Origin of the sequence: Sinorhizobium garamanticum (genome assembly GCF_029892065.1) — a bacterium.
GTDB classification, from domain to species: Bacteria; Pseudomonadota; Alphaproteobacteria; order Rhizobiales; family Rhizobiaceae; genus Sinorhizobium; species Sinorhizobium garamanticum.
Genome location: NZ_CP120375.1, coordinates 24,115 through 50,982 on the forward strand (window position 1 = coordinate 24,115; position 26,868 = coordinate 50,982).

Below are 26,868 nucleotides of genomic sequence, written 5' to 3' on the forward strand. Positions count from 1 at the left end.
CTCATATCGGCTCCTGCGTCGCCTGCAATGGCTCGATTCTGAACCCGAGCAGTGACGTTTCCGGAGACTTGGCCGATGACCACCGGCTCAGGCCCTCGCTGGAACAACAACATCAGACCTCATAGCCAGGTGGTGTTTAGAAGGGGTGGAAGCCTTTTTTGCACCCAACCTGTCACCTGCTCGTACGCATAGGCCATCTGCAACACGCCGCGGTCATCTTTGCCGATCAGCTGGATTCCTGCGGGGAGCCCAGCCTCGTTGAATCCGACCGGCATGCCCATGACAGGCAATCCCGTTAGAGACCACGGCGCCACCGTTTCCATCCAGCGATGGTATGTATCCATTTGGCGCCCGTTGATCTCGGATGGCCAATGGACGTTCTTGTCGAACGGAAACACTTGGGCACTTGGAGCCACGATGTAGTCATACCTATCGAACATCTTGACAACTGCAGCATACCAAGCTTTGCGCTCCTGGTCGGCGTTATAAATATCTACCGCAGTAAGTTTCGATGCGCGCTCTAATTCCCAGGCGAGTTCCGGCTTCAACTTCGCCCGAGTTACCGGATCGGCCCAGAGGTCGTATCTGCGGAGCTGCGAAAGTCCTCGCCAAGTCATGAAGGTATCGAAGAGAGCGGACAAAGAGTAGTCGGGAACCGCCTCCTCGACGGTGGCTCCGAGACTCTCGAATGCGGCGAATGATTTGCGGCAGAGATCGAGGATACCCGGCTCGGTCGCCAGATACCCGTTGTAGTCTCCGACCCAGGCGATGCGGGCGCCTCGGAGATCGCGTTCCAATGGCAACCGAAAGATTGAAGAATTCCCGTCGATCTCCAATGAAGCCGCTTTGCTTGGACCCGCCATGACTGACAGCAAAGCTGCTATGTCATTGACAGTTCGACCCATCGGCCCACCCACACCTAACTGAGCGATGAACCTGCTGTCATCTGGGATTAGACCCCAACTCGGCCGATACCCCAAAACGTTGTTGAAGGCTGCGGGGTTGCGAAGGGAGCCCATGTAGTCGCCGCCGTCTGCGACCGGCAGCATTCTCAATGCGAGGGCGGACGCTGCGCCGCCGCTGCTGCCGCCGCAGGTTTTTGACGGATCGTATGCGCAACCGGTGGTTCCCCACACCGGATTGTAGGTTTGCGAGCCCAACCCGAACTCCGGGGCATTCGTCTTGCCTATGACTAGGGCTCCCGCAGCCTTTATGCGCGCCACAACCGGCGAATCCGAATCAGCGATGCGGTCCGCAAAGATAGGCGAACCCGAGGTCGTCGGGAATCCCTTCGTATCCGTGCCCTCCTTGATCGCCTGCGGAAAGCCATGCATCCAGCCGAGATATTCCCCACGATGCAGTTGCTCATCGCGTTCTTCAGCCTCTTTGAGCAACGCAGCATCATCCGCCAGAGCGATTATGGCGTTGACCTGCGGGTTTATCCGGTGAATGTGTTTAAGGTATGCTGTCATGACCTCTACGCATGACACGTCCCTGCGCGCGATTGTTCGCGACAGCGCCAAGGCGTCCATCATGACGATCTCATCGGGTTCAGAAGTCGTCGTCAGATGAGCAGAAGCGGGAAGCTCCATCCTGCCCATGGTCAGCCCTGCTACCGTCGCTCCGGACTTCTTCGATATCGCTCGCCCCGAGATGCCGGATCTTTTCCCAGTGTCCGCTTTATCATATGATTTGTCAGACATCTTCCATTCCTACGTCGTTGTCATAGAACCCATTTGCGTTGCACCTGATTGGGCGGTTGTGTTGCAAACCCCGCTTCGCTGCCATCGGCACGATGAACGTGGCGCACATTGGACGATCAGGTCGGCTGCTTTGACCGCCGAGGCGACCGATCGGTTCATGTTCTCGATCGCCAGTTCGTTGTCCCGCACGTGCAACGGAGATGCGGGGTCGGTGTAGATCTTCTGAAGGTCTTTCAAGATCAGTGTGTTGTTCATGACTTGCTGCCGAAGACACCAAAGCGCGAGGGCTCAATATGCGACCGCAATGCCGTCCTTGCGAGGTCCGAAGGCCCAGTAAGCGTGCCTCGTTCCCAGTCTATTCAGATGGCCAGCCCGCCACCGTGAGTCTTGGCGGCAAGCGCCACCTCGTGCACTTTGTCCCGCAGTTCACGGATTCCCCATTCTCGCTCACGCTGACGCATAAAGTGGAACTATGATCGTTGCTCAATTGCTTTCTTCCTTTATCTCTTCCTATTCCCGTACTTGGGACGATGTTCAGTGTTCGTGTCCGGGGTGCGCTCGAGATGTCCTATCGGCTGAAGACGTCTGTGGCTCAGCCACATGAGCAAGCGAAGAACTGGCCGCTGCGGGAACGTAAGTGGCCGGAGCGCGTACATGACAGGCCACGACGCGCCCGTCTGCTATCGGCACCAAAGGTGGAACTTCGATGCGGCAGCGCTCAACCGCCAACGGGCAGCGCGGGTGGAACGCGCATCCCCTTGGCGGGTTGACCGGGCTCGGCACCTCGCCCTCGACCGGCGCCTCTAGCCGAACCCGCGTGGGATCCGGCACGGGTGCCGCCGCAATCAGCGCCTCGGTGTAGGGGTGGACCGGCTTGGCGAACAGCGCCTCGCATGTAGCCAGTTCCACAATTCGCCCCAGATACATGACGGCAACGCGATGGGCGATATGTTCCACGACGCCAAGGTCGTGCGAGATGAAGACCAAGGCGATGCCCATCTGCTGCTGAAGATCCACAAGCAGATTCAGAATCTGCGCCTGTACGGAGACGTCAAGGGCTGAGACCGCCTCGTCGGCAATGATGAGTGAGGGCTTGAGCGACAGGGCGCGCGCAATGCCGAGCCGCTGGCGCTGACCACCCGACATCTCAGACGGGCGCCTGTGCATCATCTCGGGCGACATTCCAACCTTCTGGAGGAGGTCCGCGGCAAGCGCGTTGCGCTGCTTGCGGTTGAGACGCTCGAAATTCTCGGCGGGCTCAGTAATGATCTGTCCAGCGGTAAGGCGCGGGTTCAGCGATGAGTAAGGGTCCTGAAACACCATCTGCATCCGCCGACGCCAGGCACGAAGCTCGTGCTTCGTGAGGCCAGCAATATCGGCCCCGTCGATCAGGACGCGTCCGCCGGTCGGATCCACGAGCCGCATCAATAGCCGCGCGACAGTCGACTTGCCGCAGCCGGATTCCCCGACAATGCAAAGCGTTTCGCCCGCCTCAACGGAAAAGGATACATCCTCGACCGCTCTCACCACAGAAGACGGCTTCTTCAAGAACCCTGCACCAAGCGGATAATGCTTGGTCAGATTTTCAACTTTAAGCAATGAACCGCTCATCCGCATATCTCCTCTGAGCGCCAGCATGCGGCGGCGTGACCCGATTCGACGTCGCGCAAAGCCGGCGTCTTCTCGCGGCAAATGTCGATCGCGAACGGGCAACGCGGCGCAAAGCTGCACCCGATAATCGGTTCACGCAGGTTAGGTACGATGCCGGGGATTTCAGGCAGACGGCGCTGTCGCCCGTGCCGCCGGTCAGGCACCGAGCGCATCAGAGCCTGAGTGTACGGATGCATGGGGCGGGCGAACAAATCCGCGACGTTGGCTTGCTCGACGATCCGGCCAGCATACATGACGATAACACGCTGGCACGTCTCGGCGACGACGCCCAAATCATGGGTGATAAACATCACCGAGGTTCCCATGCGCTCTTTCAGGTCGACGATCAGCCGAAGGATCTGCGCCTGGATCGTAACGTCGAGGGCGGTGGTTGGCTCGTCAGCAATCAACAGTTCCGGTGAACAGGCAAGAGCCATGGCGATCATGACGCGTTGGCGCATGCCGCCGGACATCTCATGTGGATAGTTGTTGACGCGGCGCTCGGGGTCCGCAATGCGGACGATACGCAGCATTTCTTCGGCCTTTGCCGTCGCGGCTGACCGCGAGGCTCCCGTGTGAATCTGCACCGCTTCAGCGATTTGGTGCCCAACCGTGTAGACCGGGTTTAGACTCGTCATCGGATCCTGGAAGATCATGGCGATCTTGTCACCGCGGATCTTTCGCATCTCCCGCTCCGACAACTCAAGAAGGTCGCGCCCGTGAAAGCGGACCTCACCTGCAACCGTCCTGGCGGTCTGCTTCGGAAGCAGACGAAGGATCGAGAGGGCAGTAACGCTCTTTCCGCATCCGGATTCGCCGACTACGCCAACCGTTTCGCCCTTCTTCACCTGGAAGCTGACGCCACCCAAGGCACGGGTGACGCTTTCCTCGCCGTAAAAGTGCGTCTCAAGGTCTCGAACATCGAGAAGTATTTCTTCTGCCGCGGTTTTAGGCATTTGCATGTCAGCTTTATGCATCAGCATCTCAGCGCCTCCGCTTCGCGCGGGGATCGAACATATCGCGCAAACCATCCCCGAGCAGGTTGACCGAAAGAACCGTGACGGCAAGCAAGATGCCGGGGGCGAAAATCGTCATTGGAGCGATGGCAAGATACAAGCGCGAACTGGCGATCATATTGCCCCAGCTCGGGATTTCGGGCGGCACGCCCACTCCGAGGAAGCTCAACCCCGCCTCCGTCAGGATCGCGCTGGCACAGACAGTGGCGCTCTGCACCATCAGTGCCGGAATGGTGCTCGGGAGGATATGCCGCCAAAGCACCTTTGGCAGGCGCGCACCACCGCAGAGCGCAGCCTCCACATAGGGACGCTCCCGAACACTGAGGACCACTGAACGAACCAGCCTCGCGACGGCTGGCGTCTCAGGGATCGCGATGGCGACGATGAGGATGCCAATGCCTGACCCTGTTAGAGAAATGAGTGCAATGGCCAGCAGAATTGTCGGGATCGACATCAGGCCGTCCATGACCCGCATGACAATATTGTCGAACGTGCGGTTGTAGCCAGCCAGAATGCCGATCAGAAGCCCGGCAACGGCCGCGCAGGCCGCCGACAGCAAACCGACCATGACGGAGATCCGCGCGCCGAAAATCGTTCGGGCAAACACATCACGGCCCATATTGTCGCTTCCAAACCACATCGCCGCGGACGGTGGCTGAAGGCGCTTGAACGGATCCATGTTTCCCGGATCCCCAGCGCAAAGTGGGGCAGCGAGTGCCAGAACGATCAGGAGTGTCAGCATCCCAGCGCCGATCACAACCAGTGGGTGCTGCCTTGCCAGACGGTAAATACCGGAGCCTCCCAGCGTGGCCGTCGGCGTGGTCTCAAGTGTTGCGGAGGGGAGTGTCATATCAGTACCGGATGCGCGGGTCGATCAGCGTGTAGGCGAGATCGACCGTGAGATTGATGAGGACGTACAGACCTGACGTCAGGATGAGCACGCTCTGAATAATGGGATAGTCGCGGTTGTTGATCGCGTCGACCACGAGACGACCGATACCCGGTATATTGAACACCGTTTCCGTGAGAACCACTCCGCCGATCATATAGGCGAAGCTTATCCCGACGACGGTCAGGATCGGCACGCCCGCATTCTTCAAGGCGTGGTGGAAAAGCATTGCATAAGACGACGCACCCTTGGCAGCGGCCGTTCGCATATAGTCTTCCGACAAAACCTCGAGCATGCTGGCTCGCGTGACCCGCGCGATGAATGCAATGTAGCCAAGACTAAGAGCCACGGTGGGCAGGACCAAATGCACGAACCATGGCCCTAGGCCGCCACCGATCGGCACATATCCCTGGACCGGTAGCCAGTGTGTCCTGATGGCGAAGAAGTAGACGAGAAAATAGCCGATCACAAAGACTGGGACGGAATAACCAAGTGCCGAAAAGGCCGCGAGGAGGCGATCGATAAGCCCGCCAGTTCGCCACGCGGCAAGGATGCCGAAAGAGACCCCGACTGACACCGAAAGGATCATCGTCAGGATTGACAGGGAAAGGGTCGGTTCAAGCCGCTGCGATATCAGTTGGACAACCGGTCGCCCAGTGAAAATCGAGATGCCGAAATCGCCGCCGAGCATGTCCCGCACCCAACGCATGAACTGTACTGGCAGGGAATCGTTCAACCCCAGTTGTTCGCGAATGCCGGCGATTACCTCAGCCGGCGCGTCGCGGCCGGCAATCATGGCCGCGGGATCGCTTGGTGCCAGTCTGAGAAGCAGGAACACGAAAATCCCAACCATCGCCATGACGGCGATGGTCGAGACCATCCTGCGCAGGATGTAGGCCGCCATCAGCCTGATACCTTTTGCATGTTCCACATGGGGAAACCGTATGAGCCGGGCACTTCAAGGAGGCCGGAAATCGACTTCCGGTGCGCCGTCGGCTGGACAGAGTGCCCCAACAGAACGCCGCCGACGAAGTCCCACCATATCCCTTGCATTTCTCGGGCTAGTGCCTGGCGCTCCTCGAGTGTTTCAACCTCTGTCCATTTGGACCGGAGGGCCTCGTATTCATCGTTCTTTGGCCAGCCATAAAAAGCATCTTCGCCATTCGCGAGCAAGAAGGGAGTGTTGGTCGGATTGTATCCGCTGTAGTCAGAGATGAGGATGTTCCAGCCGCCGTCCTCAACCGGTCCCTTGCTTTTACGGCGTCTTTCCACCCCGCCCCAGTCACTCGGCGCAAGCTCAGCATTGACTCCAATGTTGCGCAGCATGTCTGCCAGAAGCTGCGAAGCATCGCTTACCTCCGCCCAATCTGTGGGTTGGAGGATGACGATTTTCTCGCCGGCATATCCGGCTTCCTGGAAAAGTTGCTTGGCCTTCTCAGGATCGCCACCCTTCTTGTACCATCCCGTATTCTCGTCATTGGAATAGAGGGGATTATTTCCAAATATCGAAGTCACGGTTTGGGAGAATCTTGGGTCGGGATACGCGACGCGCATAAACGCCTCCTGATCGACCAAGTGAAGCATCGCCTGGCGCGCCTTGACGTTGTCGAATGGCGGCTGCAGAAAATTCATGCGCAGGTACATTATAGTGCCTCCCTTACATAGAACCTGGAGTTCAAGGTTGGGATCACTTTCAATCACCGGGAAAAGATCGGCGGGTGGCGTCCAGACGAAATCGACCTCTCCCGCCTGGAGCGCCGCGAAGGCGGTCTGTTGATCGGAAATAACTTGCCAGACCGCTCGATCGACCTTGGCTACCTTTCCGCCGGCGAACCCGTCGGCCGCTTCCTGGCGGGGTACATATTGTTCATTTCGGTCGTAGGTGAAGCTTGCGCCAGGCTTGGCTAGAGCCTCATTGAACTTGAACGGCCCGGATCCGATATTCGAGGTCACCTGCTCGGTAGCGGGGCGGCTCGCGTCTTTCTCACGCATGACAGCGAGGAAAAGCCCCTCCACAAGCATATTAATTAGCGTCCCCAGTGGCTCCTTGAGGGAGATCATGAAGGTCCTGTCATCTGCTTTCGAGATGTCTTTGGCCCTGGCCATGATCAATTTTCCACCAGTGTCCACCTGGCCCCAGCGTCGTATCGAGGCCACACAGTCCGCTGCGGTCACCGGGCTGCCATCATGGAAGGTTAGGCCTTCGCGGAGTTGGAACGTGTAGGTCTTCTTGTCGTCGGAAACGCTCCACTTTTTCACCATTTGCGGCTGGGGGATTCCTTTGGAATCGATGGCAAATAGCGTGTCGTAGACCGCGTAGCCATGCATGCGTGTGGTGTCGACCCCCGATAGAATTGGATCGAAGACCGTGAGGTCAGCCATCACCATCCGCACTGTCCGGGCGTCATCTGGTGATGTCTGCGCCCGAAGGATTGTCGGCATTGATAACGCCGTTCCGGCGGCCAAACCTGTCTTGAGAATTTGGCGTCTAGTGATTGTCATGCTTCGTTCCTCCTCTTTTTCGATTTCTCAGTGCTCATCCCAAGCGTTGCTACGATCTAGGAAGTGCCGATAGAATGCTGACGGGCGGTGATTTCGGGATTGGCAATGTCGTGTTCTGGCCAGAAGCGCGCTTTTTGGTAGTCGAACTGATTTCTTCTGTAGTAGCCAACGCCGGGAGTGTTCACGAGCACTGGTGTAGCTAGCCCATCGAAGTTCGCAACAAAGTGGAAACCTGACTTCACGATTATGAAATCAAGATCTTCGATAACCACGTTCTGGCTTGTAAAAGCAGCTGGATCGGTAGTGTCGGCCGGCTTTGTGGTCAGTAGCACCTGGATGCGGTCATCCACCCTCAGAACGGCGGTTGGTCCCATGGCACTAGGGTCGCCCCTGCCAACAATACCCGCCACAACAAAATTTCCATCGCTCACGTGTTCAACTCGCCCGGTGATCAATCGAGGCGTGAACCCCGGCGTGAACCCCGCTCCGACAGACAATTTAACGGTAGCACCTACACCAGCCTCTATAGCTTGAGCCGCTGCGACGGGATCGGTAATAGGTACTGCACCGCTCAGTTCTGGATAACCATCGAGCGCTGCGGAAAGCAAAATCGTGCCGTCTCCCGGCGCGCCCGCAGCGACCCGGTCGCCCATATCGCCGATCGCAAATGGCCGTTTATCCGGCGAACTCCGCACACGCTCAAAGACCTCCTCAACCGTCAGAAGGTCGTCCTTGAAACGCTCGCGTTCAACCCAGAAGCGGGTCGCAAGATCCACCGCGATGGAAGGCGTGTCGGCACCTGAGCCATCGCTCAGAATGGTGACAACCTGGCCGATTTCGTCATCATCGGTAAAGCGGAACACGTTATAGATCGAGATATCCTTGATCGATGGTTGCTGGGCCGCGTATTCGCGTGCTTTTGCATGGATTTCGGCCAGCGGCCCGGAGCCGGTTTCAGCCGCACCGGGCAGGATCATGGGTACCCGCGCCGATACCGTGACTGGCTTTAGCCGTCCCTCAAGCTGCTCGAGCAGCAGTTCTGCGACTTTCTGCCCACATTCGACGAAGTCCGAATGAGGGTTTTCCTTACAGGCGATACAAATATCGGTGTTATCGAGCATGCGAGGCGTGATATGGCCATGAAGGTCTAGGCCGATGCCGATCGGCACGTTGGGGCCGACGACGTGGCGAAGCGCTTGAAGAAGGTCGCCCTCAGCATCCGGCGTTTCCGTCGTGCCCATCGCGCCATGAAGGTCCAGGCCGATTGCATCAGGCTTGATGCGTCGAACCGCAACCAAAAGTTCCTCACGCATACGCACGTAGAAATCATGATCGACAAGGCCGCCGGCGCCTCCATTTGCCGAGAAAACTGGCTCGATATTTGCGCCGGCGGCGGCGAGCGTGTCAGTCAGTCCCTTCAGCACGCCAGCTGGCGTTCGCAGAATATCGTGGCCACGTTCCACCACGAAGAGTTCCTCGTCGGTGGGCCTTGGGTTCAGCCTGTGGGATTCGTGGCAGAAACGGGCAACAAGAATGCGATAAGGTTTTGATAATTCTGGCACTCGATTACTCCGGGTTTTATGGGATCGTATGCAAGCAGGTAGCCGGAATGTGGCAATCCTGGAGTGAACCTCCTATTGGGCCGTCAACCAAAGGCACCGGTCAGCTCGCCATATCGGTCCAGGAAGACGCCAAAAGCATTCTCCAGCGCCAAGTACTCGTCTTCGGTATTGGCCATTGACAGGGTGAGCTGGCCGCGCCTGGTGATGAAGATGCCGTTGTTGATCATAAAAAGCTGGAACAGCTTTCGAAAGATCGGCGGGGTCTGAACATCCTCAGGGCCCCGCGGCATGTCCGCTTGGAAATGCGTCGAGATGAGGGAGCCAAAACTGCCTAATTGCAGGGGCACTCGTCGGCTGTTCGCTTGACGTAGTAAAGCGGAGCGCAGTTCGTTGGAGCGGGTATTCAGCCGATCGACGTTTTCCTCAAGGAGGACCTCTTTTAGCGCAGCATATCCCGCGATCATGGTCAGAACGTTGTTGCTAAAAGTGCCGCCATGCGAGAGCGCTCTCACATGAGTGGGGCCAAGTCTGTCCATATGCCTAGCAGCCCCACCCAAAGCCCCGAAGTTGAGCCCCCCGCCGAAGAACTTGCCGAGTATGGTCAGGTTCGGAGAGATATCGACTATCGATTGGTAACCACCGACGGCAAACCTGGCGGTTTGCACCTCGTCAAATATCAGCAACGCACCGATCTCATCGCATATTGAGCGAAGTCGGCGCAGGAAAGCCGTGTCGGCCACGAAGCCGCCAGCGCTGCCCATGATCGGCTCGACCAGAATGGCCGCGATGTCTTCGCCCTCTTCCCGGACGATCTGCTCGACGGTTTCGATGTGATTGTATCGCGCGAGGCGGACATCCGCGCGATCCACGTTCATCTCACTTTCGGGCTCCAGCCAGTTTAAGACGTTACCGTGATAGCCGCCGAAGAAGCCCAGTACCAAGCACCGTCCTGTTTCGGCCTTGGCAAGTTGTATCGCGGCAACATTTGCTTCCGTGCCAGACGTCAGGAATCGGACTCTTTCGATAGACTGAAAGCGACGGCAGATCTCGCGGGCAAACGCCACCTCGTGATCGTGTGTGCCCCCGTAACTCACTCCGTTGTCCAGCCCCGCTTGGAGCGCTGCCACGATCGCTTCATTCGAATGGCCGAAGAGGGCGGCGGTTAGGTCATTTCCGAAATCTGAATATTCGTGGCCGTCTGCATCTGTCACCTTGCTGGATCGCGCAGAGCTGAAGAAAAGCGGGAACGGATCGAAATACAGCGAGCCCCGAGTGTTGCCGCCAGGCAGGACCTCTTTGGCTGCTTCAAACTTCCGTCTGCTCGTCGGATTCGAGCTTTCATAGATCCGCTGCTCATGCGCAACGGCGTCGTCCAACTTAGACCGAGTTTCTGCGGACTGCAGCATCGTAGACGGCTCCCTCCTACCTCTGTTTCAAACCCGCGTGCGAATAATCATGCTTTGAGCCTATCGATGGCATGTGGAACGACTTGTTGAAATTCGGAATCGTTATTCACGGCGGTGATTGATTATGGGATTGGTAGCGTAGATCGGTGCGGATGCCGACGTGAAGTCGGCAGTCCCCATCAAAGCCGACCGGTTTCCGGCATTGAAATTCTTCCGGTTAGCAACATGGGCGTCCATGTCTCAAGATAAACTGGAGACATTGGTCCCCGAAGAGAAGGCGAGTCGCCATTGGCCTTTGGCGTAGCAATATCCAGAGACGCAGTGCGCGTCGTGACACGCTTTAGCCTGACGGTCTATCCCGATACGTATATGACAGCCACGGCGCGCTGCGGCCGCGGACGCCCGCCCGAGGCCTGGTGGTGAAGCAACGGATCGTTCCTATCGAGACAGGCGCCTGTGCGGACGATACATGGCTTCGGAGCCCTTCGCGCATTCGTCAGTTCTGGCGCAACGCGGGCGGAGGGACTCGCTCAACCCAGCGCGTTTGCTTTTCGAAGGCGTGCGCCAGCTGTAGGACTGCCCGGTCACCGCGATGCCGGCCGATGATCTGCACGCCCGTCGGGAGCCCGCGGCCGTCGAAACCGACCGGCATCGCGGCGACTGGGTGCCCGGTCATCGACCAGGGTGCGACGGTCTCCATCCAGCGGTGGTAGGTGTCCATCTCGCGGCCGGCGATCGATGACGGCCAGTGGATGAGCTTATCGAATGGGAACACTTGCGTGCTCGGAGCGAGCACGTAGTCGTACTGATAGAACATCGCGGTCACCGCCTGGTACCAGGCGACCCGTGCCTCGGCAGCCTCGGTGACATCTCGGGCGGAGAGTTTCAGGCCGTGCTCGATCTCCCAGATCAGTTCGGGCTTCATCAGCTTGCGCTTTTCCGGGTCGTCTAAGAGCGACGCGTACTTAGTCATGCTCCACCACCGCCATACCAGGAACAGCTGCCAGATCTCGGCGGGGTCATATTGCGGCAGTGCCCGCTTTACGGTGCAGCCCAACCGCTCGAATGCGCCGAACGAGGACTCGATCAGGTCGAGTATGCCCGGCTCGGTGGCGAGATAGCCGTCCCAGTCGTCGACGTAGGCGATCCGGGTGCCCCGAAAGTCGCGGTCAAGTGTCTGGGTGAAGACTTCCGGGTCTTCGTCGATCGCCAGGGGGGCGCTCGGGTCGGGCCCGGCCATCGTCGCGAGCAGCATCGCCACGTCTGCCACACAGCGCCCCATCGGGCCGCTCACACTGCCCCGAGCGACAAAGCCGGGGCTCGGTATCCGGCCCCATGAGGGTCGGAACCCGACCACGTTGCAGAACGCCGCTGGGTTGCGCAGCGAGCCCATGTGGTCGCCGCCATCGGCCACCGGAACCATGCGCAACGCCAGAGCCGAGGCGGCACCACCACTGCTGCCGCCTGCAGTCCGGTTGGTGTCGTAGGGTGTCGCGGTCGCGCCGTATAAGAGGTTATAAGTCTGCGACCCGAGCCCGAACTCCGGCATGTTGGTCTTGCCGATGACGATCGCCCCAGCGTCTTTGATCCGCTTGACTAACAGATCGTCGGTAGTGGCGATCTGGTTCTTGTAGATCGGTGAGCCCCAAGTCTCCCTTAGGCCCTTTGCGGAGGCCTTCGCCGCATGCGGGAAGCCATGCATCCAGCCGAGGTACTCCCCGCGCTGCAATTGCTGGTCACGTTGAGCCGCCTCGGCCAACAGCTCAGATCGTCCCCGTAGCTCGACAATCGCGTTGACGCTATGGTTGTGTTCCTCGATGTGATCCAGGAATGTCTCCATTACCTCGACGCACGAGACCTCCCGTCTCTTGACGACCCCCGACAGACGCCGCGCGTCATACAACACGAGCTCGCGAAGGTACGCAGGCCGTGAATCTCCGCCCCGCCGGTACTGGAGGAGTGCTACGGGGTCGTCCGACACGCCCGCCTGCATGCTTGAGGGGTTCGTGAAGCTGGTCATACTGTGCCTCTTTCTGAAGTCTTGAATCGATCACATGTGTAAGATCGAGGTCCTGAAAATCGCCACCAAGCATGTCGCCGAGGCGACCTATAAACTGAACCGGCAAAGGATCATCCAATCTTAATTGCTCGCGGATGCAGGCGACCATCCGATCTGGCAGCGATCATGACCGCCTGGTCGCCGGGCGCGAGCCCCACGAACAAGAACACGAAAATGCCAACCATCGCCATAACGGCGATGATCGAGACATCCTGCGAAGGATGTGGGCAGCCATTAGGCGGAAGCTTTCTGCATGTCCCACATCGCAAAAGCGCTGCCTATGGGGATCTCGATGAGGCCGGTAAGCGCCTTGCGGTGGGCAGTTGGCCGGATAGCGCGCCCCAGCAGGACGCCGCCGACGAAGTCCCACCATACTTTTTGCATTTCTCGGGCGAGTGCCTGGCGCTCCTCGAGTGTTTCGACCTCTATCCATTTGGCCCGGAGCGCCTCGTAGTCGTCGTCCTTCGGCCAGCCCCACCACGCTTGTTCCCCATTTGCGAGCAAGAAGGGATTGCTGATCGGGCTGGCTCCAGAGTAATCAGAGATGAAGATGTTCCAGCCGCCATCCTCGATTGAGCCCTTGTTCGCCCGACGCTTGGTAAGCTCACTATAGGACATCGGCGCAAGTTCGGCGTTGCACCCGATCTTGCGCAGCATGTCCGCCAGAAGCTGCGATGCATTGCTGGCCTCGGGCCAGTCCGTGGGTTGGAGGATGACGATTTTCTCGCCGGCATATCCGCCTTCCTGGAAGAGCTGTTTGGCTCTTTCAGGGTCGCCGCCCTTCTTGTACCATCCCGTATTCTCGTCATTGGAATAGAGGGGACTGTTGCCAAAGATCGAAAGCTCGGTTTCGGTGTATCTCGGGTCGGGGTACATGACGCGCAAGAAGGTCTCCTGGTCGATCAGGTGAAGCATCGCCCGGCGCGCTTTGACATTGTTGAACGGCGGCTGCAGAAAATTCATGCGCACGAACATTGTACTACCCCGCTTGTTTAGAACCTGGAGTTCCAGATTGGGATCGCTTTCGATCAGCGGATAAAGATCGGCTGGCGGTTCTTCAACGAAATCGACCTCTCCCGCTTGGAGCGCCGCAACGGCAGTCTGTGGATCGGCGATATTCTGCCAGACGACGCGATCAACCTTGACGACCTTTCCGCCGGCGAATCCGTCAGACGGCTCATTGCATGGTACATACTTTTCATTGCGGTCGTAGGTGAAGCTTGCGCCCGGCTTGGCTAGAGCGTCATTGAACTTGAATGGCCCGGATCCGACATTCTCGGTCACCTGCTCGGTAGCGGGACGATCTGCATCTTTCTCCCGCATGATCGGTAGGTAATTCCCCTCCACCAGCATATTAATTAGATTCCCCAATGGCTCCTTAAGATTGATTGCGAAGGTCTTCTCGTCCTTTTTCGAGATATCCTTGGCCCTGGCCATGATCAGTTTTCCACCGGCGTCCACCTGGCCCCAACGTCGTATCGAGGCCACACAGTCCGCCGCAGTGACGGCCCCCCCGTCGTGGAAGTTGAGGCCATCGCGGAGCTCGAAAGTATAGGTCTTCTTGTCCTCGGAAACGCCCCACTTTTCCACCATTTGCGGACGCAGAATCCGTTTGGAATCGAGTTCGAAAAGAGTGTCGTAAATCGCTAAAGCATGCGTGCGTGTGACGGTAGTCCTCGATAAAATAGGATCGAAGACCGTGAGGTCCGGCGTCACCATCCGGACCGTCCGCGTGTCCGCCTGTGATGTCTGCGCCCGAAGGATTGTCGGTATTGATAACGCCGTTCCGGCGGCCAAACCTGTCTTGAGAATCTCGCGTCTAGTGATTGTCATGCTCCGTTCCTCTCTTGTTCATTCTTAAAAGTTAGTTCCCAGTCGCTCCTGTAAGAGCGCCGGCAGAATGCTGCCGGGCGGTGATTTCGGGAGGGGAATATCCCGTTCACGCGCCGTCGCTCGGTCCGCGGCTCAATCCGGCAGGAGGGCGATGCGGCGGACAGTCTCCGCCTCAACGCGCTTTTTGCTGTAGACGAGCGGCACGTATTCTCCTTTAGACCACATTTCGGCGAGATCGCCGTAATGGACCGAGCGCGGGTCGCCGGACTGGCCGGGCGCGTTGATGCAGATGCTGTTGTCCCAGTCGCCGACATCCATGACGAGTCGGACGGACGCCCCTACGTTGACGCCGAAATCGCTCATCCGGTAGCCGGCGAGCATGGGCGTCGATCGGCTGCCGCCGAGTGGGAGCGGACCGACATTCCACTCCGTGACATTCTCCGGCCTGATGCGGCTGGTGGCATGCTCGAAAAGCGCCCGGTGCAGATTGCCCCATTGCCAGGCGAACGGATCCGCGCCGAGCCGCGCGCCACAATCGGCAAAACCAGCTGAAAGCGTCGAAAGCAGCATGTCGTCGCGTTCGGCCTCGTCCCATCGGAGCCCGGGCTCGGCCAGAAGGGAGAGCATCCGGTCGACATCGCCCGGTAGCAGCAACTGCCGCACCGTCGGATTCGGGGCGAACCTTGCGAGAAGCGCCGGGCGGAGGTGCTTCATCCACCAGACTTCGAATAGCGCCGCCGGGGCACTCGTGGCGTCAAGCCGGTGGTGCCAATTCCTGAGCAGATCCAGTGCCTTTTGCTGGACATCGTCCAAAGGTTGCCGGCCCGCAACTTTTTCAAGCACGCCGCAGATGGCGACAGCCGGCCGGGAGTATACGTCCGTCTGCAACGCCATTGACGTTTTTAGCGTGTGTTTGGGATCGCTGGTGAGGACAGACCTGATGCGCCGGGCGCGGCTCCCTTCCGTCCATTCATGGCCAATCGACGGGGCTTTCGGATCGCTGTCTGCTGGTAGGTTCATCTCGTTTGCGGAAGCCACGAAACCTTCGGCCGGATTGTATTTGCGCGGAAGCTGATCGGCCGGCAGGAAACCGTCCCATTCATGGCTGCCGTGGCCGGGCACGGGCAAGAGGCCTTCCCAGTTGCGGCGGACAGGCGTGAAACCGGCCGTGAACCAGCCGATATTGCCCTCCAGATCGGCGCTGACATGGTTGACCGGAGGCGTGCCCCAATGGGAAAGCGTTTCGGAAAACCCCATTACCGAGTTGCTGCGCATGTAGGACAGACTGCCGAGATAGGCGGCCGCGCCCGGCGACAGCCAGACGGAGCGTATCGCGATCACCAGCCGCTTCTCTGAATTCTCGTAGAGGATCGGACCGTGTCGGGTGAAGGAGAGCGTCAGCGTCTGGTCGGCAAAGCCCTTGACCGGAAAGGCCTCTTCGATGCGGGCAATCTTCTCCCACAGATCGCCATAGCGGTAGGAATCCGGATCGCCGCCCTTCGTCTCGTAGACGTATATGTCCTCCTGGTCTGCCCCGAAGATCGTGAGACCGAAGGCGATCTTCTCATTGTGGCCGAGGGAGACGCCCGGCGCGGTCGGCTCGCCCGCGCCTATTACATTCAGGCCCGGAGCTTCCAAGTGCACGAGGTAACGTAGCGATGGCACGGCATGCCTCCGGTGGGGATCGCTCGCCAGGATCGGCCGGCCGCTTTCGGTTCGGGAGCCATGGACGGCCCAGTTGTTGGAGCCCTCCTCCATCTTTGCCTGGACGACGTCGCCGAGATCGGTCACCTCGGTCCACTTCCAGATATCGTCCAAGGTTGCGGCAAGGCGAGCCTTGTCGAAGGTGACCGGCGCGGTCGCGAGCTTGTAGAGGCGCGTTGCGGCAAGCGGAATGTCGGCCAGCGAAATGCCTGCGGCCGCCTTCGGTTGGACCGGCGGGTTGATCTCGCAGCGCAGCAGGTCCGTCTCTGCATCAGCCAGCGCCATGATGTTGGCGCGCAGGATCTCCGACAGCCCGTTACCGATCAGCGCGTGCGTGCGGATGCGGACAACATCGGAAGGCTGCCACCGGGCCGGCCTGGTGCCGAAGACGGCGAACTCCGGCGGCAGGCGACCGGGCTCCGCTTCGCAGAGCACGACATAGGCATTGATGCCGGCGGTGAATGCAGTGCAAATCGCTTCAGTATCCGGCGCGTAGGCTGTCCATTCCGGACCCAGGTCGCCGCGGTAGAGGAATTGCCGGGCGGCATGGTCTTGGGCCAGGTAGCCGGGGCCGAAATCTCCGGCGAGGAGGCCGAGGCCACGCTTGCGCCACAGATCGAGCTGCCAGAGCCGGTCACGGGCGGCGTTGAACCCCTGCACCAAGAACAGGTCCTGTTCGCTTGCCGCCCTGATATGCGCAATGCCCCAGTGGTCGATGCGGATCTCGGCCTCGGCCTCGAGGCCGGCCAGCCGGATGGTTTCGTTCGCAGGCGTATCGGTCATGGCAGTACTCTGTTCATCGCGTGGTTTGTCTACATTCAGGCCTGGCAACCAGCGCCACCTCATGACTCCTGCGGCCAATCAGGACCGGGTTTTGCAAGTTCTCAAGTTATGGGGAGAGATCCGACGGCAACAAACTCGCCGCCGTTGGCGTCGGTGATCGCGTCATTGACGAAGCTGGCTTGATCAGAGGCAAGAAACGCCGGTTCGCCGCCGACGTCCTGAGGGCGCCCTAGACGACCGGACGAAAGCCGTGACAGCGCGGGCCTGGTTACGGGGGCGGTCCGGTCCGGTGGACTGGCCGTCTCGGTTAGAATGCGCCCGAGTGCCTCGGTATTGAACATGATGTCTTTTGGGGCGACGACCGATCGGGCCAAACCTGCAAGCGCTGCCTTCGACGCGACGTAGCTTGTGCCCGCGATTTTTCGTAATGCCCTTTCCCCGATCGAGTCTCGGGCGGCCATGGTCGGTGCAGCCAACTGGCAGCAGAGCATGCGGCTGTGAGATTTACTACCAAGATCTCGTTCCTCTCCTCCAGCGAAATTGCATCGAATGGCAGACGTTGACGGCTGCGTTTCGGTGATTACCCGGCATTGCACACAAGGACCTCCAGTGACCTCCAGGCCGTCCAGCCTACCTGACGGATCTAATCGGGATCGCCGTCGGCACGCAAGTAACGCGAGTTATTCCAGAAGGTGAAGAGTTATGATTGGGGGCACTCCCTCACGACTAGATTGGCAATGTCCCCGGGCACTCCTAGACAGACTGTCAAGCGAAACGAGGAATTGACCCCTCCTATTGCCTCACCCAAGAATGTTACTGAAGTAGAGGGCACTGAGATACTGGCGCGCATTTCATCCAGTCGCCATTGAGTATGATCTGACCGGGCATTTCCATCCGCCGAGCATTGACGGCCATTTGCACCATCCGCAGGCATTCCTCCGTGAAGCGTGACGGATCGGCGCCCTTAGACGCTGCAGGACCGAGGCTGTCGAGAGCGCCGATCCGGCCGCAAGCCATGCTCGAATCTGGGGCTCGAATGGCTGCAGCATGCTCGGCCTTTTCGCGTTCCAACGAGACGCATGCTTCAACGACCGACCCAGACGCTAGACTTTATATGAAGGGCAAAGGCAAGGAGGCCAAGCTGTGCTTCATGGGGGGCTGATGGAAAACCGCCAAGCCTGCTGGTCGATGCCTGCATGACTGAGGCTAGCGGATCTGCCAAACGGGTCGCGGCGCTGCACATGACGAACCCTTCGCCGACCGCCATGAGCGACCACGCTGGGTGCCGACAGGGCCTGTGACACAAAGGACTTCGTCAAAGATTTGCGGTCGATGGAGGTGACGCCCCATGTGGCGCAGAACATCAATGGTCGCCGCTCGGCCATCGACGGGCGCACGACGCGCCATTCCGGCTATGGGCTCAGCTTGCGCATCCGCAAGCGCATCGAGGGGCATTCGGTTGGATCAAGACCGTTGCGGGGCAGGACAAGACTAGTTTCGTGGGAGCGATCGCGTCGGATCGGCCTTCACCTTCTCGGGCGCGGCCTATGATCTGGTGCGGTTACCGAAACTGATAGCGGTGCTGTCATGAACGCGACCTCGAATTGCCGCCTGATTTGGCCGCTGGCGAACCGTCGAGGGCGATCTGTGGGATCGGGATTATCTCGACCTTGTCGAGCCCGCCACAATCACCATCGGGCTAACGTTCATGGCGAGATCGCCTTCGGTGCGGTGCAAGCGGACCTCGATCTCGGCTACAGCACGTCCGTGGTCTCCACATAGGCCGGATGCGCTGACATGGACGAGGTCTCCGGTGACGGACATGCCGAATTGCTCGACGATGGCACGATCGAGATCACTTTCGCATACCACAACGGCGACGAGGCCATACTCAAGGCCAAACCGGAGACTTCTTCAACAGCCTGCTAAATCTAGTACGCTCCCCGCCTAGCGCCCGCCGCCAACACGCCGGACCTGCCCGCGATTGATCGTCGAGCGCCCAGCCCGCCGTGCTCGCCTCGGTCGCAGCGAACAGCGGCGCTCATCAAGCTTGCGCCCCACGGTCTCCCAGCGGTATCTGACGCCATCCTCGTCGATCATGCTTCCGAGATAGGCTATCTGCCATGCCGGGGAATTCCCCAACCGCATGAGTCAATCAGACGCACCCGCAACAATCTCGGATTCAATCAATTGCTCGGAGTGTCCTTGGGTTGGACGCGCGCCCGCCTCATCGGTCCTCGCTCTCAAAAACCCGGAACGTCTCGGTGAGAAGCTCCATGAAGAGATCGATTTCCGGCTCGGTTATGATGAGCGGAGGAGCTGCCATAAACCATTCCCCGAACTTTCCGCTGGCGGTGCGGCGCGCGTAGAGATGCAGCCCGAGTTCGCGGGCGATCTCCGAAACGCGATAGGACGCCTTCTTGGCTGCGGGGAAAATCGCCTTGGTTGCCTGGTCCTCAACGATCTCCACCGCGTTCATCAGGCCTATTCCCCGCACGTCGCCGACGGTGGTGCTCCGATCCTTCAGTGCGTGGAGCTTTCGGCGCAACACAACGCCCATCCGCGTGGCATTGCCCATCAGATCTTGGTCGAGCATCTCCTTGAGAACCGCGACACCAATTGCCGAGGAGAGGGGATTCCCGGCATAGGTGTGGCCGTGCAAGAAACCGCCGGACTCGGCGACCTTGTCCACGATCCTGTTGGGGGCGATCATGGCGCCAAGTGGCGTATAACCGGCGGCCAAGCCTTTGGCGCAGACGACGAGGTCGGGCAGAGCGTTCGGCCAATGATGAGCGGCGAGGAAGGTTCCGGTTCGGCCGGCGCCACACATCACCTCATCGAAGATCAGCAAAACGCCATAGCGATCGCAAATCTCCCGGACTTTGGAATAATAATTATCCGGCGCAACCAACGCGCCGGTCGCGACACCGCCGACCGGCTCCATGATGAAGGCGAGCACCGTCTCCTCGCCTTCCGCAAGGATCTGCTGTTCGAGCGCGTCCGCGCAGTAGTCGGCATAGGAACTAACGTCGAAGCCTTCAGGGAGGCGATAGCTCAGTGGCGCTGGCACCTTGGGCATTATCTGCATGATCGGGCCGAACATCTCGTCCCGGTCCGGATCGCCGGTGACAGCAGCGGCGCCAAGTGTCGCGCCGTGATATCCTGGCATGCGCGCAAGGATTTTCCAGCGCTTCGGCTGTCCGCTGGCCACGGCGTATTGGCGCGCGAGCTTGATGGCAGATTCGACTGCTTCCGAACCGCCGGAAACGGGAAAAGCCTGATCGAACCCTGGGCCCGCGAGGTCCGCGATCATCTTGCAGAGCGTATCGGTTGATTCACTGCAAAACGCGGAATAGCTGATGCGATTGGCCTGGTCGATCATCGCATCGCGGACACGCGCGTTCCCATGGCCGAGATTGACAACGAGCGCGCCGGATGAACCCTCGAGATAGCGCTTGCCGTTGGTATCCCAGAAGAAGATACCCTTCCCATGCGACACCTTGAACGTTCCGGGGGCTCCGCGTGAGCCGGCGTAGAACCTGTCGAATGCATTCTGAACGGGTTTCGGTTGAACGATAACCTGAGTGGACATGAGCAACCTCATTTGATTGGTCCGTTGGTGTGAAGAAGGGGGCGCGGCATGGTTCGCGACGGTGCACCAACCGTGCGGAGATCACGTCATGGCGCAAGGCCTAAGTGCGTCGCGGACGGAGAGGCGCTCCAATTCGAGGAGGGCCTCCTTCAGACGCGCGGCATTGACAGCGCCTATGACGGGGCTCGCGAGCATGAGGAACTTCGCTTCCACTTCCGCCTGTCCAAAAGCGGGCCCGCCAGGGGCGCCGGTTGGAATCTCAGCCTGGGCGGAAAGCGTTTTGCCATTCTGCAGGGTGACGCTGACGCGGGCCGGCAGGAGCCTTTCCGCATAAAATACCTCATCGGCACCGGCGAGGGTCGAAAGGCTGATCCGTGCCGCGCTTACTTTAACACCTTCGTCAGTCAGATCGTCTTCGCGGAGGCCGGTCGCGGAGGACTTGTCGTGCAGTTCGAGAGCGAGCGCATAGGGGATATGAAACACCGCCTCGATGGTGGATTGCGGCCAGGGTCCATTAAAGTCGCGAACGAACTCCCTCACGGTTTCGACATGAATGCCCCTGATGTCAGCATGGCCGAAACGATGGCTTTTCTGCAGCGCGCGCAGGCAGTCGATCGTAGTGTGAATCCAGCGGCAGACGCCATAAGGTTTGAAGCCGGTCTCAAGGATGAAGTAGCGCTCTCCCCATTGGTCAAGCATGTTCTGGGGTTCAAAGCGGTCGGAACCGGCCATAACCCAGAAGCCGTCGGCACCATCGAAGATGGTGCGGTTCGCGTGGAAACCTTCTCGTACAAGGTCCACCGCAGTGATGGCCCCCTTGTTCGCCCATCCGTAATTGTTCTTCAAAAAGCATATTGGCCGGGAATAGAATTTGGCCCCAAAGGGAAGCGGAGCATGCATCGGCGCCAGCCCGTAAGCATCGGCGATTTGCTCGGCGCTGAACCGATGCAACAGGCTTGCTGCCGTGCAGGCGCCGAAAATCTGCCAAGTCGCAAGACCGCTGACGTGGCGATTGCGGTCTTCGGTAGGCCGCATGGCTGTGCCAAGGCGCAGCGACATTTCATAGCCACCGACAATCGCGGCGATCAGCGCCTTGCCGGAGCTGTCCACCTCTTCGGCAACGGCGAGCGCAGCCGGAATAATGGAGTTGCCGGGATGCCCGAAAAGGACGTAGGAATCATCCAGACTAAGCATGCTGGCGCTATGGCCATTGGCATGAGCGGCATTGGCAGGATGAAAGCTTAGTGAGGTACCGAAAACGGTGCTGGGACCACCGGAGTCGGTACGCGCGAGATAGGGCGTCAATTGTCTCGCGCCGCGGCTCGTGCTTCCCGCGATCATGCAGCCGACATGGTCGAGGACGAGAAGCTTCGCCTTGTCAACTACCGCTGCCGGCAGTTCGTCGTATGTGAGGCTGGCGACCGTATGGGCAACGTCTTGTGTCAGTAACATCACTTCATTCCTGTTCTCTTTGGATTTCCCCACTCTAAGCAATGTCATTTTCTCTGGCATTTCCGGATAGTTATGATCGTGCTTATTTCATTATTCGATTGCGATAACGAGAGCGTGCTCCCGGGCGCGCGCCTGCGTCACTTCGATCGTGCAAGGGGCGGGCACCGCTTCGAGCATCCGTGAGTTTTCGCCGGACGGCTTACAAAGTGACATCGCCGCTCAGAGACCTTAAGGTGGCTCAGGGGAATCTGACACGTGGTGCTTACGGTTAGCATCGGTGGCATTTTTGATCGCCCCTGAACTCCAATTACTTGTACTCGACCACCACGAGGCGCCGGCCATGGGGACTTGAACTCTCCGCCTTCCCACAGGCTTCAACAGTCTCAAACCCCGCGCTTCGCAACATGCGAACATATTCAGAAAACCCGTAGTGTTTGACAGAAAGACGCATTCGTGTAAGGCATCCATTTCGGGCTATGGCTCTCTCAGACTTGCAGCGGTCGATTAGTGCGTCGTAGTTGCTTATATGCATTCTTAATTCATCGTTACGCCGCACGATCGCGTACGAAGGCGATTTGTCGCTTAGCAGCGATTGAGTTGATCGATTAGCAGCCGCCCGCCCTTTTCGGAAAGAACGGGCGACTTCATGAAGAACTTTCTCGTTATCCGCTTCATTGAAGTAACCAAACGTTGTGTACCACAGGAAAACAGCGTCAAAGCAATCTCTCCAGGGAAGTGAGCGCATATCGCCAAGAACGTACTCAACATTTACCCCGCGTTCGGCTGTATCTGCTTCGGCGTTTTTTAGGAGGACCGGCGACGTATCCAGCCCCGTTACCCGTGCTCCTTTTCCCTCTAGCCGGTTGGTAATCCGCCCATAGCCGCATCCTAGTTCAAGAACTGGGCCGCCTTCCTTAAGCGAAAGTAGTTTCCAAATTGCTTCAACTTCCAAATCGGTTTTTCTCGGGTGAATTTACGCCGCCAAAATACAAATAATCGTGTCCGACGTATGAGTCTGGCTCGAATGAAGAATTTTGCTTACGCGCCGTCTCGACGTTCATGTGATCCTCTATGTTATTGTACAGGTCGGCGAGTCAATGCGATCCTGAAGGCCAAGGTCAGTATTGCATAGAGGAGTGCGTTTGAATGATAATATTCTGTATGTTTTTTAGCGTTTTACAAAGCTTTTGTTAACGGTTTTCCCGGCTACTCGTAGTGGCCGCGACGAACTATCTCAAATGGCTGGATGGACTGAGCTTCTCAGAACGCAGTCAGCAAGCTGTCCTGCAGGAGTTGGTCCTCGCAGAGTCGCCGTGCCGGGAAAGAGTAGCACGCCTGGAAAAGGCAATCGAAGACGACCTGCTCGACTGGCCACTCGCGCCGGTAGTCGAACGCTTGCAGGCTCTGCGTGGGGTCCAGCTCATTTGTGCGGCCACCTTCATGGCCGAAATCGGCGATGTACGCCGCTTTGCCAACCCGCGACAACTGATGGCTTATCTCGGACTTGTCCCCTCGGAGCGCTCGACCGGGGACGCCGTGCGACCGGGGCGGCATCATCAGACTGGGAATGCCCGAGTGCGCCGCGTCTTGGCCGAGAGCGCCTGGACTTACCTCTACCCGGCCAAACTGGCGAAAGGAAACTACTTCGAAAGCCCCACATGAGGCTGCGAGACATAGCCTGGAACGCACAGGCGCCCCTGACCAAGCGCTACAGGGCCCTGATCGCGCGTGGCAAGCACCGTGTCTGTGACCGCAATAGCTCGGGAACTCGCTGCTTTCATGCGGGCCATCGCTCGAGCGGATGAGCAGCAGGCAGGAACCTGATCCTCGGTCGCGACGAAATAATCACGCCGCATGACCACCGTCATCACCGCCCCAATTTGCTGAAGTTGACGCACAGAACCCGTTTCGATCTCCTGCTATCTCCGAGCTCATCAATCAGATTGTCGAGATGGCGAAACTCAGCCGCTCTCGGAATTCTCCACAATCCTTTATAATGCTTCCTCTCAAGCATCTTGAGGATCAGGACGACGACATTTGACCTTGCGACCTGACCCGGACAACTTTGAGCCCGAAGCGCGGCAGTTTGCTGACCATCACTGAGGCGGACGGCGCAATTCCAAGAACTGATAGTTTATTCCATCAAAGACAACCGGCTCAAGGCAAGTAAAGCCCTGTCGGGTTCTCGCTCTGATAGACCGTATATTGGTCGTGCGTATGAAAGAGACCAACCGATCGATAGGTTTGGTTGCGAAGGCGAATTCGATCACTGGCTTAGAGCTTTCCGGCCCAATCCCTTGACCGCACCGGGCTCCAAGCAAGGAGCATCCGATTTCAATGGCGTTGTCATCGAAGCGCTTCAGCCCGGACCGCCCCACGAAGCGCAAGTCGCCATTGTCCTCTCGTTCATAAACCATCCAGAATCCATAACCGTAGGTTTCCCACTCATGAAGATAGAGGGACAGCCGCGCAGCAGACATTTCCCGCGTTGGCGGAATTCCCCCCATCGTCGATTCGACTACTAGCGGATCACAGTGCAGGCGATGCAGGGCCTCGGCGTCCCAAGGACGTATTGGGCGCATGAATAAACGTTCTGTTTCCAGATTCATGTGAAATTTCCATTCTTGGTTCCATCAATCGCGGTTTCCCGCAGTTTCTGATCATCTTGTTCCATGATCTGGTGCCCATCTCTTTTCTGTTGGACGCCTCATGCCTCAGTTCCACTCAACAGAAAAAGGTGGGGAGAATTCGCGCTTACCCCAGCGCGTGGCAGCTGAGATAAAAGCGTCGCAGAACCGAGGTGTCGCCAACCACACCTAGGCTGCTGAAAAGCGCTTCTCCCGGTCGAGATGGTCGTTGTGGATCCCCGAGCTGAGAACGACCTTAAGCCTAACTGGATCGAGCGCTTTGTCCACTACCAGGTCAGATAGTTGATTGGTGCGACTCCGAAATCGGATTGGTGAGATGCGCCAAAGCGTTGGCACGCAGACAGATGGCACGATTGAGTTCCTGGGCCGGAAAGACGGACAGATTAAGATCCGCGGCATGCGGGTCCAGCTCGCCGAAATCGAGCAGTGCCTGATGAAGCACGAAAACATCAAAGCGTGCTGTGTCACGCTGACGGACCGTCTCGCGACCGCTTGTTGACGGTACGTCGCTCCGCCCTCTCTCTGCAGGCCGAAGATCCGCGCCATAAAGTTCCCTCCGTTGATCTTTTCGGCCGCGCCAGTCGCAGGCGCCGCACGCCCTATATCTATAGTCCCGGGGAGATCCGACGGTTGATCGACGCCGCTCAGCGACTTGGCCCCGACGGTTGAATCCGATCGCTCACCTACGCCACGATGTTCGGTCTGATTGCAGCGACCGGCATGCGTGTTTCGGAGGCGATCGCCATTCCATTGCCGGACGTGACAGACGACGGGTTGATCATAGCGCAGACCAAGTTCAAGAAGAGTCGGTTGCTGCCGCTCCACCCGATGACCGACGCGCCTTGGACGGATACCTCGCGACTCGCCTGAAGGCGGCAAGTCAGAACGATGCGCTTTTCATATCGCATCAGGGAACGCCGCTCGCCTATCCGACAGTGATATCGGTCCCATCTTTGAGGTCTTGCCGAGCCGGGCTTTTCCTCCGGTCGAATGCTGGCGCGGCGTCAGTCCCATCCAGGCGGAGAAATCTCTGCCGCGCGTGAAGGTCTCTGCTGGCGGAGCAAGCGCCTCAAGAGCCGTCGCGATGACGGGGCCCACTCCAGGTATGGTCATCAATCGTTTGGCAACATCGTCCCGTCGCGCTCTGCGAGCAATCTCCTGATCCAGCTCTCGCACCTTGTCGACGAGTGAGCGCAACGTGGAGATCAACGCCAGGCATGGCGATCGTGCTTCTCCGGCAATGCGCCGCGTGGATCTTCGACGGCAGCAATCAGGGTGCCGACATGCGCGGGACGGCGCGACCAATCCGAACTCGGCCAGGTGACCGCGCAAGGCGTTGATGATCTGAGTCTTCTGCCGAACCAGCAAGTCACGAACTTTGAACACCGTCGCAGAGGCCTGCTTTGCGGCACTCTTAACGGCTACGAAACGCATCGCCGGACGAAGGGCCGCTTCGCAGATCGCCTCCGCGTCGGCAGCATCATTCTTCTGCCGTTTGACGAAAGGCTTCACATAGACCGGTGCGATTAATTTGACCTGGTGCCCAAGCTTCGCAATCTCACGACCCCAATGATGGCTGCCAGCGCAAGCTTCCATCGCAACCGTGCAAGGTTCGATGTTCGTCAGGAATTGCAGTAGTTTGCCACTCGACACCTTTCGGCGCGAAATCACCGTGCCGTCAGCTCCGGCTGCATGCACCTGGATCGTTCTCTTCGCCAAATCCAGGCCGATCATGCTAATCTTTTCCATGGACGCTTCCCTCTTTCATGGTTCCAACGCAACCATTCTGGCACATCGATGCCGTCGAGTGGGGGCGTCCACCCCATCGCTTACCTTTGAGCGGCTTCCAGACGGGCTAATAAGCGAAACCTGAGAGCGTCGATGCCGACCCGGAACCAGGATTTAATGGCGGACTCAAACATGAGCCAACAACCCTGTTGGCTTTGTCGAATCCGCAACACAGGCTTGTCGCGGGATGGTTTGTCTGCTCCAAGCTAAATTGCCGAGAACAACCAAAATTCATTTCCTTTGGCTCGATCAGCCAATTGGCACGAGTTTTGATACATCAT

22 protein-coding genes and 2 pseudogenes are annotated in these 26,868 nt (G+C 58.7%); 4 read left to right on the forward strand and 20 right to left on the reverse strand.

Annotation, left to right across the window (positions count from 1 at the left end; all coding sequences use genetic code 11):
- Positions 1–119: 119 nt before the first annotated feature.
- The 13 genes from PZN02_RS29300 to PZN02_RS29365 all read right to left on the reverse strand — a co-directional run bounded on the left by PZN02_RS29300 (position 120) and on the right by PZN02_RS29365 (position 17,598).
- On the reverse strand, positions 120–1,592 hold the full coding sequence (locus tag PZN02_RS29300) for an amidase (protein ID WP_280663761.1): 1,473 nt from the start codon (positions 1,590–1,592) through the stop codon (positions 120–122).
- A 120-nt stretch (positions 1,593–1,712) separates the two neighbouring features.
- A complete protein-coding gene (locus PZN02_RS29305; RefSeq protein ID WP_280663559.1) occupies positions 1,713–1,958 on the reverse strand; it encodes a hypothetical protein in 246 nt (81 codons plus the stop codon).
- Positions 1,959–2,237: 279 nt separating this feature from the next.
- Complete coding sequence (locus PZN02_RS29310; RefSeq protein ID WP_280663560.1) at positions 2,238–3,314, reverse strand: ABC transporter ATP-binding protein; 1,077 nt, start codon at positions 3,312–3,314, stop codon at positions 2,238–2,240.
- Positions 3,311–4,315 (reverse strand): ABC transporter ATP-binding protein, encoded by a 1,005-nt coding sequence (locus PZN02_RS29315; RefSeq protein ID WP_280663762.1) that lies wholly within the window; start codon positions 4,313–4,315, stop codon positions 3,311–3,313. Before PZN02_RS29315 ends, PZN02_RS29310 begins: the two co-directional genes overlap by 4 nt.
- Positions 4,316–4,337: 22 nt before the next feature.
- Complete coding sequence (locus tag PZN02_RS29320) at positions 4,338–5,219, reverse strand: ABC transporter permease (RefSeq protein ID WP_280663561.1); 882 nt, start codon at positions 5,217–5,219, stop codon at positions 4,338–4,340.
- A 1-nt stretch (position 5,220) separates the two neighbouring features.
- A complete protein-coding gene (locus tag PZN02_RS29325; RefSeq protein WP_280663562.1) occupies positions 5,221–6,162 on the reverse strand; it encodes an ABC transporter permease in 942 nt (313 codons plus the stop codon).
- A complete protein-coding gene (locus PZN02_RS29330) occupies positions 6,162–7,760 on the reverse strand; it encodes an ABC transporter substrate-binding protein (protein WP_280663563.1) in 1,599 nt (532 codons plus the stop codon). Before PZN02_RS29330 ends, PZN02_RS29325 begins: the two co-directional genes overlap by 1 nt.
- 56 nt (positions 7,761–7,816) lie before the next feature.
- Entirely contained in the window at positions 7,817–9,322 is a 1,506-nt protein-coding gene (locus PZN02_RS29335) for a M81 family metallopeptidase (RefSeq protein ID WP_280663564.1), read from the reverse strand.
- A gap of 83 nt (positions 9,323–9,405) precedes the next feature.
- Positions 9,406–10,728: an aspartate aminotransferase family protein gene (locus PZN02_RS29340; RefSeq protein WP_280663565.1), complete on the reverse strand. Its 1,323-nt coding sequence runs from the start codon at positions 10,726–10,728 to the stop codon at positions 9,406–9,408.
- A 496-nt stretch (positions 10,729–11,224) separates the two neighbouring features.
- Positions 11,225–12,748: an amidase gene (locus tag PZN02_RS29345; RefSeq protein WP_280663566.1), complete on the reverse strand. Its 1,524-nt coding sequence runs from the start codon at positions 12,746–12,748 to the stop codon at positions 11,225–11,227.
- Between the two features lie 273 nt (positions 12,749–13,021).
- Positions 13,022–14,620, reverse strand: a complete 1,599-nt coding sequence (locus tag PZN02_RS29355) for an ABC transporter substrate-binding protein (RefSeq protein WP_280663567.1) — start codon at positions 14,618–14,620, stop codon at positions 13,022–13,024.
- Between the two features lie 132 nt (positions 14,621–14,752).
- Positions 14,753–17,107, reverse strand: coding sequence for a penicillin acylase family protein (locus tag PZN02_RS29360; protein WP_280663568.1), 2,355 nt, complete (start codon positions 17,105–17,107; stop codon positions 14,753–14,755).
- 101 nt (positions 17,108–17,208) lie between these two features.
- Positions 17,209–17,598 carry an SDR family oxidoreductase gene (locus tag PZN02_RS29365; RefSeq protein ID WP_425336388.1) on the reverse strand — a complete coding sequence of 130 codons (390 nt, stop codon included), beginning with the start codon at positions 17,596–17,598 and terminating at the stop codon, positions 17,209–17,211.
- Positions 17,599–18,170: 572 nt separating this feature from the next.
- Between PZN02_RS29365 and PZN02_RS29370 the strand changes: the two are divergent.
- Positions 18,171–18,698: pseudogene (locus PZN02_RS29370) on the forward strand (transposase); the annotation flags it as partial.
- Between the two features lie 206 nt (positions 18,699–18,904).
- Positions 18,905–19,036 carry a hypothetical protein gene (locus tag PZN02_RS29375; RefSeq protein WP_280663570.1) on the forward strand — a complete coding sequence of 44 codons (132 nt, stop codon included), beginning with the start codon at positions 18,905–18,907 and terminating at the stop codon, positions 19,034–19,036.
- A 21-nt stretch (positions 19,037–19,057) separates the two neighbouring features.
- On the opposite strand, the pseudogene PZN02_RS32315 reads toward PZN02_RS29375, so the two are convergent.
- The 4 genes and pseudogenes from PZN02_RS32315 to PZN02_RS29390 all read right to left on the reverse strand — a co-directional run.
- Positions 19,058–19,207 (reverse strand): annotated as a pseudogene (locus tag PZN02_RS32315) (ISAzo13 family transposase); the annotation flags it as partial.
- Positions 19,208–19,334: 127 nt separating this feature from the next.
- Positions 19,335–20,699 (reverse strand): aminotransferase family protein, encoded by a 1,365-nt coding sequence (locus tag PZN02_RS29380; protein WP_280663571.1) that lies wholly within the window; start codon positions 20,697–20,699, stop codon positions 19,335–19,337.
- Between the two features lie 81 nt (positions 20,700–20,780).
- The gene (locus PZN02_RS29385) at positions 20,781–22,151 is read right to left on the reverse strand and encodes an MmgE/PrpD family protein (protein ID WP_280663572.1); all 1,371 of its coding nucleotides are present in this window, start codon (positions 22,149–22,151) and stop codon (positions 20,781–20,783) included.
- A 307-nt stretch (positions 22,152–22,458) separates the two neighbouring features.
- Positions 22,459–23,103: a class I SAM-dependent methyltransferase gene (locus PZN02_RS29390; protein ID WP_280663573.1), complete on the reverse strand. Its 645-nt coding sequence runs from the start codon at positions 23,101–23,103 to the stop codon at positions 22,459–22,461.
- Between the two features lie 263 nt (positions 23,104–23,366).
- Between PZN02_RS29390 and PZN02_RS29395 the strand changes: the two genes are divergently transcribed.
- A complete protein-coding gene (locus PZN02_RS29395) occupies positions 23,367–23,813 on the forward strand; it encodes a transposase (RefSeq protein ID WP_425336381.1) in 447 nt (148 codons plus the stop codon).
- 434 nt (positions 23,814–24,247) lie between these two features.
- On the opposite strand, the gene PZN02_RS29400 is transcribed toward PZN02_RS29395, so the two are convergent.
- Together PZN02_RS29400 and PZN02_RS29405 are read right to left on the reverse strand one after the other, a co-directional pair.
- A complete protein-coding gene (locus PZN02_RS29400; RefSeq protein ID WP_280663574.1) occupies positions 24,248–24,760 on the reverse strand; it encodes a GNAT family N-acetyltransferase in 513 nt (170 codons plus the stop codon).
- Between the two features lie 313 nt (positions 24,761–25,073).
- Complete coding sequence (locus PZN02_RS29405) at positions 25,074–25,241, reverse strand: hypothetical protein (protein ID WP_280663575.1); 168 nt, start codon at positions 25,239–25,241, stop codon at positions 25,074–25,076.
- Positions 25,242–25,519: 278 nt separating this feature from the next.
- Between PZN02_RS29405 and PZN02_RS29410 the strand changes: the two genes are divergently transcribed.
- Complete coding sequence (locus PZN02_RS29410) at positions 25,520–25,669, forward strand: hypothetical protein (protein WP_280663576.1); 150 nt, start codon at positions 25,520–25,522, stop codon at positions 25,667–25,669.
- A 27-nt stretch (positions 25,670–25,696) separates the two neighbouring features.
- On the opposite strand, the gene PZN02_RS29415 is transcribed toward PZN02_RS29410, so the two are convergent.
- The gene (locus tag PZN02_RS29415) at positions 25,697–26,548 is read right to left on the reverse strand and encodes an IS110 family RNA-guided transposase (RefSeq protein ID WP_280663577.1); all 852 of its coding nucleotides are present in this window, start codon (positions 26,546–26,548) and stop codon (positions 25,697–25,699) included.
- Between the last annotated feature and the right edge of the window lie 320 nt (positions 26,549–26,868).